This window comes from Streptomyces sp. NPDC001599 (assembly GCF_042893535.1).
In the GTDB taxonomy this organism is placed as follows: domain Bacteria; phylum Actinomycetota; class Actinomycetes; order Streptomycetales; family Streptomycetaceae; genus Streptomyces.
This window is the reverse complement of record NZ_JBIAVA010000013.1, coordinates 200,226-212,249: the sequence shown is the minus strand read 5'-3', so window position 1 is coordinate 212,249 and position 12,024 is coordinate 200,226. Positions and strand designations below refer to the sequence as shown.

Here is a 12,024-nt window from a genome sequence, read left to right as displayed (position 1 = left end):
TGTCCCGGCAGATCCGCCATGCAGTCCGGTCCGCCATCACGGCTCCGGCGCCGCGCGCTTCGTCGGCCAGGAAGCGGTAGCCGAACTCCGGGTCGTCACGGTGCGCGTCGAACAGCGCGTTCGCGCGATACGCCTCCTCCAGCATGGCATCGGACCAGAGACCCAGACCATCACTGCACCAGACCTATTCCCCCAGCCGGACTTCTGCATTTCTCCTGGTCAACGGCCTGCATTGGGGAGTGTAGCGGGGACAGGGACGGACGCTCTTGGGCCGGCCCTGTCCTCTCGGTCGAAGTCTGGGGTGCAGAAGGCTCGCCCACCCGCCTCCGCTTCAAGTCGGCGGGGGCTCAGGCCTGAGAGGCGGCGGGCTGCGAAGTGCTGTGCCGACGCGGCACCGTGTTATGCGATGGGTCGTCACAACCGTTGACCCTGCACGGTCTTGAAGAGTGCAGGACGGAGTGACCTCGTCACTTCGTCGATGGCTTCTGTCGACGCTTTGCAGAGGACGACAACATGAACCAGATCAACGACGCACGCCCGGACGCACCAATGAGGGACGAGGCAGTTCCGTCGCGCTATGCGCTGAAGGTCGGCGACATCGACGTCACAGTGATCAGCGACGGGGTGCTGGCGATCAACCCTGCGACGCTGGCCACCAATGCCGACAAGGCCGAGCTGTCGGCCTGGCTCCGTGACAACTTCCTGCCGCCCGAGGTGATCGACTACCCGCTGAACGTGTCCGTCGTCCGCAGTGGGGACCGGACCATCCTCATCGACTCCGGGCTGGGTTCGGAGTTCCCGGGATTCCCCCGGGCCGGGCAGTTGGCCATGAGGCTGGACGCCGCCGGGATCGAGCCCGCGTCCGTGACCGACGTGGTGCTCACCCACTTGCACATGGACCACATCGGGGGACTGCTCGTCGAGGGCCTGCGAGGCCGGCTGCGCAAGGATCTTCGGGTCCACCTGGCCGCCGCCGAAGCCGAGTTCTGGCAAGCGCCCGACTTCTCCCGCACCGCCATGCCGGCGCCGGTGCCCGAGACGCTCGTCACGACCGCCGCGCGGTTCCTGGATGTCTACCGCGGTCAGTTGCACCCCTTCGAGACCGAGTTCGAGGTGGCGCCCGGCGTACTGATCAAGCGCACCGGCGGTCACACTCCCGGCCACAGCATCGTCCGTCTGGAGTCGGGTGGAGAGCGGCTGACGTTCGCCGGTGACGCTGTGTTCCAGTGCGGGTTCGACCAGCCCGGCTGGTACAACGGCTTCGAACACGACCCCGAGGAATCGGCTCGGGTCCGGATGCGTCTGCTGAAGGAGATGGCGGCGAGCGGTGAGCACCTGATGGCCAGCCACCTGCCGTTCCCGTCAGTCTGCCACGTGGCGACCGCCGGCAACGCCTTCCGTTTCGTGCCGACGGTCTGGGACTACTGAGCCTCGGCGTCGCTGCCGATTCCGTCAGCCTGCGGGCCTGGGCGGGGCGGATGCGGGCAGGCCGCGGCGAGCGCCGCAGCCTGCCCGCGCCCTCGTCGCGCGGCGTCTGCTCGGACCGGACACGCTCGTCGTGTTCACGGCTGACCGGCGTCCAGGGTGACGCGGCCTATGGCGTCCCGCAGGATCCGCTGGACCTTGAAGGGCTCCGTCGCCGCGGCCATGGTTCCGCGGGCCCGTCTTTCCTGCGCGCTGTAGGCACGCTCCGTCGCCGCGTGCGCCGCGTGCAAGTCGTCGCGGGCCCCGTCCACCACGTAGTACATCCAGACGAGGCGGGAACCCTGAGCACGGAACGGCACTCCGATCAGCCACGTCGCCGACTGGGCGCTGTCAGCACGGCCGCCCGTCCTCTGCCCGTTCACGATCTGCCGTGCGCCGTCGTGCGTCGGGCCGGTCCGGTCCGCGAGCTCGGAACCGGGAATGGCCCCATGACCGGGATGGTCCATCCCGAGCAGCATGATCCCGTCTCCGCTCCGGCTGCGTCGTGAGCCGAGAGGTCCGGGCGTGGGGTCAGCGGCACACGTGGTCCGTAGTCTCTTCACCCTGTTTGACTGGACCGCCCCTCGTTTTGTGACGGCCACGTCGCGCGGGCAGTGGGCAGGGGCGGCCTCACGGGGGCTGGGCAGCCGCCCCGGCCCCGGGTCCGGGCGCCTCACAGCGTTCAATGCTTCGCCGGACTCCCGTCCAGGTCGGCGAGCGAGCCTTCGGTGCTGCGCCGATACGGGGCGCGTTTGCATACCTGACGTGGTGTCAGGATGTGGTAGGGAGAGGTTTTCAGTCCTGTCTTGATCAGGCTGCGGCGGGCTGATCGACGGTGACGGTCACCCTGGCATGTGCCTCCGTGCGGATCTCCCATTCAGCCGGGTTTCGTCGTCGGTCGTTCGGTGAGCACCGTGCGCAGTTGCCGTCTGGAACTGATCCCGAGCTTGGCGAACACCTTGCGCAGATGCCACTCGACCGTGTGCGGGCTGAGGAACAGTCGCGCACCGATCTCCGGATTGGTCAGCCCGTCCCGGGCGAGCCCCGCGATCTGCGCCTCCTGCGGGGTCAGGGCCGCCCCGGCCGCCGTGCCGCGCCGCGCCACCGTCTCCCCGGTGGCCCGCAGCTCGCCGGCGGCACGGGCCGCGTACCCGCTCGCGCCGAAGTCGGTGAACATGTCGTAGGCCGTCCGTAGTTGTTCCCGGGCGTCGCCCTTTCGGCTCTCCCGCCGCAGCCACTCCCCGTACACCAGGTGCGCACGGGCCAGTTCCACCCGTAGCCTTGTGCGGCCCAGCCGGTCGACGGCCTCCCGATAGGACTTCTCGGCGCTTCCCTCCTTCTCCAACAACGCACGCGAACGCGCCTGCACCCCCAGCGCCCAGTTCGTCCCGGCGGCCTCCGTCGTCCCGGTGAGCCGGTCCAGCGCGTCGTGCGCGATGTCCGGCGCACCGCTGCGCGCGCCCGCCTCCACCAGCTCGACGAGGTACCAGCCGAAGAAGCCGAAGTCTTCGCACTCGCAGGCCCGCTGGGCACCGGCGAGCGCGGCGTCGTACCGGGACAGGCCGTTGTACATGACGGCGGTCACATGGTGAGCCAGCCCGAGGGCCCGTCCTCGGCCCTTGTCGGTTGCCCTCCGAACCGCCTCTTCGATCGCCTTCTTCGCTTGGTGCTCGTCGTCGCGCCAGGCGACCAGCAACAGGGACGTGTAGTCCGGCGGGGTGTTGCCGGTGGCCGTGTTCAGCGCGTCCGCCTCGGCGAGCAGGGCGGACGCCTCGGCGAACTCACCGGCCTGCAGGTGCACGCCGGCCCGGTAGGTCAGCGCGACGGGGAGCGAAGCGAGCGCGCCGGCGCCGCGGGCGAGCCTGACCGCGCTGTCCGCCAGGTCGTGCCACGCCTCGTCGTCCCACAGCTCAGGCGCGATGGGTTCGGGAGCCACGGGGCAGGCCAGCCACAGCCAGCGGGCAATGTCCACGTGTCCGTCTCCAGCTTCCCGCCGGAAGGCCCGCAGAGCCCCCCTCAGCGGTTCCACGGCGGCGGCGTAACCGGCCGTGAACCGCGTCGAGACCCCCTCCAGGATATGGTCCACGCGGCTCGGCGGGCCGGGCACGCGAGGAGCGGCCCGGGCGAAGTCCGCCGCCTCCCGTACGGTCGTCCCGCCGCCCAGTCGCCCGGCGAAGATGGCCGCCGCCAAGGCCTCGAGACACGTCTCGCGGGTCAGCGCCGCATCGAGCGGTGCCATACGGTCGGCTGCCTCCATGAAGAGCGGGGCGGCCTCGCTGCCGCGGCTGCGGACGAAGACGATCCGCGCGTGCAACCGCCGCACCCGGGCAAACTGGAGCGGGTCGAGGTGGCCTGCCTCCGCCGCTCTGGCCAGGTGATAGGCGGAGTCGACAGATGCCGCGTCGAATGCCGCCTCGGCGGCCGTCAGAGCACGCGCGCACCGCGTCGTACGGTCCGGGGTCAGCTCCGTGGCGCGTTCGAAGAAGGCCGCCGCCGCGGCGAGCCCGCCCCTCGCGCGGGCCCGGTCGGCGCACCTCACCAGTTCGGCGGCCACATCCTCGTCGGGGAGCACGGTGGCCAGGGCGCGGTGCCAGGCCCGGCGGTCCGCGTCCCGCACCGGGTCGGTGGCCTCGGCCAGGGCACGGTGGGCCTCGGTGCGGTCGTGCTCGTTCGCGTGGTCGTAGCAGGCCGAGCGCACGAGTGGATGACGGAAGCGGACCCGGCCGCCGATCTCGATCAGTCCGAGTGCCAGGGCCGGTGACGCCGCGTCCATGGAGATGCCGAGCCGCTCCGCTCCTCGGCGCAGCAGGGTGACGTCGCCGAGCGGTTCGGCTGCCGCGAGGAGCAGCAGGTGCCGGGTGGCGGGCGGCAGGGACCCGATCCGGTCCCGGAAGCTCTCTTCGATACGGCTCGCCGAAGGCTGCGACGCCCGGCGGGGGAAGCCGCCGCCCAGATCGGCCATGGTGATGCCACGCGGCAGTTCCATCAGGGCGAGCGGATTGCCCCGGGCTTCGGCAATGATCCGGCTGCGGACGTGCGCATCGATCGGTCCGGGTATCACCGAGCGCAGCAGGGCCAGGGCTTCGTCCTCCGGCAGTCCTTCGAGCATCAGCGCCGGCAGACCCTCGAGCATCCGCTCGGTGTCAGGCTCCCTCACGGCAAAGACGAGACCGACCGATTCCGCTTGCAGGCGGCGTGCGACGAAACCGAGTACCTGCACGGACGCGCGGTCGAGCCACTGGGCGTCGTCCACCAGGCACATCAACGGTCTGTCCCGGGCCGCCTCCGCGACCGTGTTCAGCGTCGCCAGACCGAGAAGGAACGCGTTCGGGGCGGGCCCGGCGGCGAGACCGAACGCCACGTCGAGTGCTTCGCGCTGGGGGGTGGAGAGGTGGTCGGCGTCGTCGAGCAGGGGGCCGCAGAGCTGGTGGAGTCCGGCGAACGGCAGCTCCATCTCGGCCTCGCTGCCCGCGGCACGAACCGTGCGGCAGCCTTGCGCGTGGGCCGCCAAGTGGTCGAGGAGCACGGTCTTGCCGATGCCGGCCTCTCCCTGCACCACCAGGGCGGCGCTGCGGCCGTCCCGTACTTGCGCCGCCAGTTGCTCCACGGCCTGACGTTCACGGCTGCGACCGAGCACCACTCACCCCGCACTGGGCCAGAAGGCAGTGACAGGATGAGCCTACTCCTGCCGGTGTCGCGCGTCCCGCCTTGCGAACGCCGGCACGAGGCCTCCGAAAGCCGCCACCAGCGGGTTCCCTGTTTCGCTTCGGGCCTGAGCTGTACGCGGGCCCCTTCCCCGTACCACGTGGTGAACCGCTGCGGGCACCTGTTCGGCGGTGGCGGGGACCGCCTCGCGCAGCAGGATCCGCTCCAAAGTCTCCAGGTCGCCGCCTCGCGCGGCGCCGAGGAACGCCTGCACGACCCGGCGGTGCGTGGCGGCGTCGACGGCCTGCCGCCTTCGTGAGGTGTCGAGGCGCTGCTGGGCACGCGACACCTGCTGTCGTGCGTTGACGACGCTGAGGCCGACCCGAGGGGGGACGCCATGAGTGAGCCCATGACTACAAGGTGGTGTCCGCAAGCAATCCGCTGCGCGGCCTGACCAGCGACGCCGCGTACGTGAGGGAGAGAGCGCGATCACACTGTCCGGCAAGTTCCCCGGCAGCACACTCGCAGACGTCTCCGCCCGGTGTCCGTCACGCTGCTCGACGGAAGCCGGGCCGCGGGCCTCTACTCGACGCTCACACAGAGCACCGTCGGGCGGTCGGCAGGGAGAGCCCCCGGCCGCCCGACGGGCGCAACGGCGGCCTCTCCGAACAAGCCGAGCGCCTTGAGCAGGGTCTCCGGCAGGAACATGATCAGCAGACCGTTGAGGAAGGAGCCCACCGCGGCGCCGCGGCGTCCACCGGTGGCGTTGCCGTAGACACCGGCCGCGCCGCCGGTGAAGAAGTGCGGCACCAGGCCGGACAGCACCAGGGCCAGCCCGAAGGCCGGGTTGAACACCCAGATGAGCGCCGCCAGACCCGTCCGGCCGCCCAGGAAGCCGAAGATGAACCCGATCAGTGCGGCCTCCTGCGCGTACGGGAAGACGACCGGGGCGTCCAGGGCCGGCTTGGCACCGGGCACCACACAGCTGGCGATGCCCTGGAAGGCGGGCACCAGTTCACCGAGGATGGGGCGGACCGAGGAGGATGACCTCGACGCCGATGCCGAACTGCAGGCCCTGCATCACCGACTGCATGATGTAGTTGCCCACGTCGGCCGCCGGGTCACCGCCACTGCCGGCGAACGCCTTGAACGCCGCGTCCTGGCCGACCTTGGCCAGGAACAGCAGGGACATCACCAGGTAGATGAGGACCATCGACAGGGCGGTGGCGACCGCCCTGGATCATCCGGCCCAGCGGATCCAGGGACGAGTTGACCAGCCCAGCGCCTGCCCGACGGACTTCTGCAGAGCGGCCAGTCCCACCGCGGTGATGATGCCGATCAGGTAGCGGGCTGGCTGAGTATCCCGTTGACGAGGAACTTCGCTGTGTCTATCACCCAGTTCATGACAGGTTCTCTCTCGTCACACGTCGTAGATGTCGCGCAGGACCGCGTCGACCTCGGTGGTGCTGCTGGAATCGCGGACGACCTTCACAGGGATGCCGACGTCACCCAGCGTTCTGGCTATCTCCTGAGAGGTGAGGATGGCGACGGCGCCTTCCCTTTGGCGGGCATGGTGTCGGTGGCGGTGGCCTCCACTGACACCTGACGGGACCAGCCCCAGCGGTCGAGGACCTGCTCCAGGGTGTTCTTCAGGAACAGGCTGGTTCCCACGCCGTTGCCGCAGACGGTGAGGATCTTGTGCTCCGACAGGGCCGCAGTGGCGTCCTTGGCCGCGGGCTTCCTGCCCTTGGCGACTTCTGCTCTTGAGCAGGTAGAGATGTCGATTGCGATCCTGTCATGGCGACAGCAGAGGCAGCAGAACCTCGTCCACGACGGACACGACGTCGTCGTGGGACACACTGCCCGTCTCGAGGCACTCGGCGATGATCAGGCGCGGGCCGACGGCTGCGATGCGTGCCGTCGCCCTGGCCGGGCCGACCTGGCCCTGGTCGGCGAACCCGCGGATGCACTCGAACAGGGCGACCCGGTGAGGGCGGCTGACCTGGTCCATAATCTGTTGGAAGAGTTCAGGGTGGCGGGCACGCTGGACCAGCAGGGGCCACAAGGCACGTCCACGCGGCTCGTCCAGAACCTGGGCGAGGGTCGAGAGAATCACGATCAGGTCTCCGCGCAGCGTGCCGGTGTCCGGCACCACGGGCTTGGCCAGCCCCACCTCATAATCCTTGAGCGCAGCCAGGACGAGTTCGGCGGTGGTGCTCCAGCGGCGGTAGAGCACGGACTTACCGGTGCCTGCGGCCGACGCCACCGACTCGAAGCTCAGTTCCTCGAAGCTCGTCTCCGCGAGTTCCCGCAGTGTCGCTTCAAAGATCGCCCGGGTCAGTTCCGTGCCACGCCGACGCATGGGCCGTTCCGCGGCAACAGGGGCGCGGACCTTCGAACGGGTGGCGGAGGATCGGCTCATCGTGTCCTTTATAGCCGTTCGCCCGAGCTCGCGTCACGTCGAACGCTCCTGTTACTCTCAACTTAAGAGACAATATTGTCCTCTATTCGAGGTTGCTGCCATGCGGATCATCACGCTCGAAGAGCACTTCACAGACCCTGCGCTCACAGCTGCGAGCAGCCCCACCATCAACCGACTCGCCCCGAACTTCGCTGCGGCCTACGCATCCGGGACGGGATTCGCGGGCTCGTTGCAGAGCGAGTCCATGCTGCTGGACCTCGGTGAGAAGCGGATCGCGAACATGGACCGGAACGGCATCACCACCCAGGTCCTGTCCTGTCTGTGGGCGCAGCAGGCCCCGGCCGACGTGGCGCCGGAACTTGTCCGGGCCGCGAACGACACCGCCGCACAAGCGGTCAAGGCGTTCCCCGGGCGCTTCGCCGCGTTCGCCGCTCTGCCGACCGCCGCCCCCGAGGCCGCCGCTGATGAACTGGAACGTTGCGTGAGCGACCTGGGCTTCGTCGGGACGCTGATCAACGGACGCACGGAGGACGAGTTCCTGGACGCTCCGCGATTCGATCCTGTCCTGCGCACGGCCAATCGCCTCGGTGTGCCCATCTACCTGCACCCCGCGATGCCGCCACGTGCGGTCACCGAGGCCAGCTACGAGGGCCTTCCCTCGCCTGTGACCGGCAGACTCCAGACAGCGGCGTGGGGGTGGCACGTGGAGACCGCAGAGCACTTCATCCACATGGTGCTCTCCGGTGTCTTCGACAAGTACCAGGACCTCCAGGTCATTCTCGGTCACTGGGGCGAGATGATCCCGTTCTATCTCGACAGGATCGAGGAGTTGCTGCCGCAGGGGATCACGAAACTGGACCGGCCGTTCGCGGACTACTTCAAGCACCATGTCCACATCACGCCGAGCGGCATGTGGAACCAGGCGCAGCTCCGGTTTTGTGTGGAGACGCTTGGCGTCGAGCGCATCGTCCTCGCGGTCGACTATCCGTTCGTGGGAAACGAAGGCGTCGCAGCCTTCCTCGACGAGGCAGACCTGTGTGTCGAGGACAAGAACCGCATAGCCCACGGTACCGCCGAACGGCTCCTGGGCCTCTGACCCCGGGCCTTCACGAAGTGGTCCGTCCGGCTGGTGATCACGTAAGCAGAAGTGCCTCTGCAGTGACGATGAGAACGGCTATGCGTCGCCCGTCGCAAGAAGCGCGGAGCCGGGGCTTTCGAGCCTCGGCGAGGCCGCTTCACAGGTGCCGCACGCCGAGACGCTCTCCGCCGGCGTCGCATGCCGCCCCGGCGCCGGTACCGGACGCGGGCCCGAAAGGAGTGCGGGCAGCGTCAGTTCCCACCAGTCGGAGACACGGCCGCTGAGGGCCTCGGGCCCGTCGAGTGCCTCGGTGAGGGTACAGAAACCGAAGAACGCACGGACCAGAGTCCGGGCGGTGGCGGCAGGCCGGACGTGGGCGGCCAGATGACCGTGGTTTCGCGCCTGCGCCAGCAGTCGCGTCACTGCCGTGGTCCAGAGAACGAAGGGGTCGGGGAGGCGGACGTTGATGGCCTCGCGCTCCGCCCACAGACGGGCGCCCGCGCGCGTCAGGGAGTCTTCGGCGAGCGCCCGGGCGATCTTGTGGCTCAGCGCGACGAGGCGCTCCATCGGCGGCACGGTGCGGTCGGCATAGCACGTGGCAAGGCCGGACCACGTGGCGAAGCCGTCTCGGACGACGGCGAGGGCGATGCCCTCTTTGCTGCTGTAGTGGAAGTAGATGGAGCCGCTGGTTCGTCCGGACCGGGCGCTTATGTCGTTGACACTGGTCCCCGCGTATCCGTGCTCGGCGAAGAGGCAGGCGGCCGCCTCGAGGAGTGATCTGCGGGTTTCTCTGGCCCGTTCCTGCACAGTTCCGCGCTTTCCGCTTGTCGTGGAATGAACGACGGAAAATGTAGTGCGCCCGCGTACGCGTGGCGCAGTCCGGCGTCAACTGTGCGCGGGTTGGTGCGTCTATCTTTCGAAGATGCACGCGTGCGGGTGATACGTGACCCGACCAGGTGCTTTTCCTGGCCACCCGCATCGCACGCCTACGTCCCGTCTCCCCAGGAGGAGCCTGGGTCGACGACGTCCTCAAGTCGTGCCCTCCACACCCTTCATGACGGTCAGTCAGGGCTGTCCCTTCCGCCCTACTCCTTAGTAGCACATACACCATGAACGCTTGACGGGCGAGCACTCGAAATGGTGATTGCGCCTCGTTTCGAGACAGAAATAACGTAGCCGTCGCAATGTTTTCCTTTTGCGGCTGATGCCCCAAATGTGAACCCTTCTGACACCGGAAACCGGAAGGGAACGGAGACGGCCCCCGATGCACTTCACGTGAGCCGGCATCACCGCGATTAGTGGTCCCGCAACGCGCGGACCCTCAAGGAGGCCACCGTGACGCCCCTCTCACGCACCACCCTGCCGAACTGGTCACCCGAGGCCATCGTCTTCGACTGTGACGGAACCCTGATGGACACCGAGCGTCATTGGCAGGACGCCCGCACACGGGCGTTCCGTGACTTCGGCCTGCAGACGCCACCCGGTTTCGCCGAGCGGGCCAAAGGAGTGCACTACCTCGACTGCGGCCGCCTGATGGCGCAGGAGACGAACAAGCCCGATCTGGCCTCCGACCTCTCCGCGGCCCTGCTCGCGCACTTCATGTCGCTCGTCGCCGAGGACCCGGTGACCATGCCAGGCGCCTCCGAGTTCGTTCGGCTGTGCTGGCGTCGGCTTCCCCTGGCCGTCGCCAGCAACTGCCCGGTGGAGGTGGTGGACGAGAGCCTGCTTCGCGCCGGCCTGCGCCGGTACTTCCGCCACGTCGTCGTGCCAACCGTGCAGCGAGACTTCGACGACTCGGACGAGGCACCGGACGACCGGTCGGAGCAGGCCGTGCGGCCCAAACCATGGCCCGATGTTTACAGCAGGGCCTCCTCGTTGTGCGGGGTCGCACCGCGGTCCGCGCTCGCGATCGAGGACTCCCTCACAGGAGTCGAGTCGGCGTCACGTGCCGGCTTGAGGGTGCTGGGCGTCGGGCCCCTGCCAAAAGAGGGCAGCGGGCGGGCCGACGCGTGGGCCACGGGGCTGGACTCCGAACAGATCCTGTCATGGGTGCGAATGCGCGTACCGGTCCGGGCCACGGATTCCGACGGGCCCCGGAAGAACGGCCGGCCCGCATAGCGAACTCACGGCGGCCTCGCAGGAGATTCAGCCCTGCACCGAATACGCCCCCGCGGCGCTGCCGCCCGCCGCCGGCACCGACACCTCGCCCTCGCCCTCGCCCAACTGGGCGGCTGCCGCCCGCTGGTGGGCCGCGTGCCTGAGTGGTCCTGAACAGCGCGGTCCGTGCCGGTACTGGTGGGCCAGGCCTCCCGGGCACCGCGCTCGGACTTGGGGACACCAAGGCAGTTTCCCGTACGACGGCCGAGAAGCCGTGTCCTGACGCTGACGTGCCAACCTCGTTGAAGGGCGGGCCCGTCCTTGTCAGTGGCCACCTGTTTACTTGGCCCATGACCGACAAGATGAAGCACAGCGATGCCCACCGAACCACGGCTCTCACTCCCGGCACCGAGATGGTCGAGCCGTACGGAGGCGGGACGGGATTTCGGTTCAAGATCCGCAACGTGAAGATCGATGACCGGGCCAGCCTGGTACACGTTCGCGGAGGCGGCTCGCACAAGGTCAGTTTCGACGTGCTGCACGATTGCTCGGAGTGCGGCAACGCCATCAACCAGGTGATCGTCGGTCTGGCGGGCCAGGATCGAGCCCAGGCGTCGGTGTGGAACGGCAAGCAGCGCAGCGGGGGCGGCGTGAAGGTGGTCAATGCCGGCTCGCCCGTCGAGGCGCTGGCGGAAGACAACCCGGGCCCGGCGGAGTGGGTGAATGTGTCGTGCGACCTCGTCGTCCCCGACGAACCGGGCGTCTACTCGGTTCGAGCACGGTACGCCCAGGGGTATCAGGGACGCCTGATGACGGCCGAAGGGCGCGCGATCCCACAGCCGGAGTACCAGGACGTGCTGGGTTGGTGGAAGGTCGACCGTCCGGAAGGACCCGGTCCGGAATCGTCCATAGGCACCATCATCGTCGAGGCGTGAAGCTACTGGGCAGTCTCTTCGGCGAAGCCCATGGCCTCGACCGAACTGGGCACGGTCTCACCGCCGACGAGGACGATGGCCGACGCGCCGGTTGAGCCGGTCTCTAACCCAGCCCTGTGTTCCGATGCCGGCCGCCCGCCTGTTCCAGGGCGGCCTCGTAGGCGTGCAGGGCGGTGATGACTGTGGCGCGTTCCGCGGGGTCGAGGTCGCGCATGACGCGTTCCCAGGCGGACGCGCCGGCAGAAAGCCCTTCGCCGATCGGGTGCGGCGTAGGCGGGGTGGGGTTTCCCCCAGCGTGCCAGTGGGTGCAGCAGCACCGGTGAGTGGCGGGGTGTCCGGCTGCCCCGCGGGGACGTGTTCCCGCGAGCATGGTCACTCGTCCG

General features: G+C 68.9%; 9 protein-coding genes and 2 pseudogenes. 5 read left to right on the top strand and 6 right to left on the bottom strand.

What is annotated here, in order from left to right; translation table 11 throughout:
- Positions 1 to 513: 513 nt before the first annotated feature.
- Positions 514 to 1,428, top strand: a complete 915-nt coding sequence (locus ACFYZ3_RS29285) for an MBL fold metallo-hydrolase (RefSeq protein ID WP_388523750.1) — start codon at positions 514 to 516, stop codon at positions 1,426 to 1,428.
- Positions 1,429 to 1,562: 134 nt separating this feature from the next.
- On the opposite strand, the gene ACFYZ3_RS29280 is transcribed toward ACFYZ3_RS29285, so the two are convergent.
- Positions 1,563 to 1,943 (bottom strand): hypothetical protein, encoded by a 381-nt coding sequence (locus ACFYZ3_RS29280; protein WP_388523747.1) that lies wholly within the window; start codon positions 1,941 to 1,943, stop codon positions 1,563 to 1,565.
- A gap of 398 nt (positions 1,944 to 2,341) precedes the next feature.
- A complete protein-coding gene (locus ACFYZ3_RS29275) occupies positions 2,342 to 5,071 on the bottom strand; it encodes an AAA family ATPase (RefSeq protein WP_388523744.1) in 2,730 nt (909 codons plus the stop codon).
- Between the two features lie 198 nt (positions 5,072 to 5,269).
- Here ACFYZ3_RS29275 and ACFYZ3_RS29270 point away from each other — a divergent pair, with 198 nt between their 5' ends.
- On the top strand, positions 5,270 to 5,428 hold the full coding sequence (locus ACFYZ3_RS29270) for a hypothetical protein (RefSeq protein WP_388523742.1): 159 nt from the start codon (positions 5,270 to 5,272) through the stop codon (positions 5,426 to 5,428).
- Positions 5,429 to 5,769: 341 nt separating this feature from the next.
- Here ACFYZ3_RS29270 and ACFYZ3_RS29265 read toward each other — a convergent pair.
- The 3 genes and pseudogenes from ACFYZ3_RS29265 to ACFYZ3_RS29255 form a co-directional block, all read right to left on the bottom strand.
- A pseudogene (locus ACFYZ3_RS29265) lies at positions 5,770 to 6,340 on the bottom strand (PTS transporter subunit IIC); the annotation flags it as partial.
- A gap of 189 nt (positions 6,341 to 6,529) precedes the next feature.
- Positions 6,530 to 6,843: pseudogene (locus ACFYZ3_RS29260) on the bottom strand (PTS sugar transporter subunit IIB); the annotation flags it as partial.
- Between the two features lie 61 nt (positions 6,844 to 6,904).
- A complete protein-coding gene (locus tag ACFYZ3_RS29255) occupies positions 6,905 to 7,531 on the bottom strand; it encodes a TetR/AcrR family transcriptional regulator (RefSeq protein ID WP_388523739.1) in 627 nt (208 codons plus the stop codon).
- 100 nt (positions 7,532 to 7,631) lie between these two features.
- Between ACFYZ3_RS29255 and ACFYZ3_RS29250 the strand changes: the two genes are divergently transcribed.
- Positions 7,632 to 8,627, top strand: coding sequence for an amidohydrolase family protein (locus ACFYZ3_RS29250; RefSeq protein WP_388523736.1), 996 nt, complete (start codon positions 7,632 to 7,634; stop codon positions 8,625 to 8,627).
- A 78-nt stretch (positions 8,628 to 8,705) separates the two neighbouring features.
- Here the strand turns inward: ACFYZ3_RS29250 and ACFYZ3_RS29245 are convergent, their stop codons facing one another.
- A complete protein-coding gene (locus tag ACFYZ3_RS29245) occupies positions 8,706 to 9,416 on the bottom strand; it encodes a ScbR family autoregulator-binding transcription factor (RefSeq protein WP_388523733.1) in 711 nt (236 codons plus the stop codon).
- A 528-nt stretch (positions 9,417 to 9,944) separates the two neighbouring features.
- On the opposite strand from ACFYZ3_RS29245, the gene ACFYZ3_RS29240 reads away from it, so the two are divergent.
- Positions 9,945 to 10,727 carry an HAD family hydrolase gene (locus ACFYZ3_RS29240; RefSeq protein ID WP_388523731.1) on the top strand — a complete coding sequence of 261 codons (783 nt, stop codon included), beginning with the start codon at positions 9,945 to 9,947 and terminating at the stop codon, positions 10,725 to 10,727.
- 329 nt (positions 10,728 to 11,056) lie between these two features.
- A complete protein-coding gene (locus ACFYZ3_RS29235) occupies positions 11,057 to 11,641 on the top strand; it encodes a hypothetical protein (protein ID WP_388523728.1) in 585 nt (194 codons plus the stop codon).
- Positions 11,642 to 12,024: the final 383 nt, after the last annotated feature.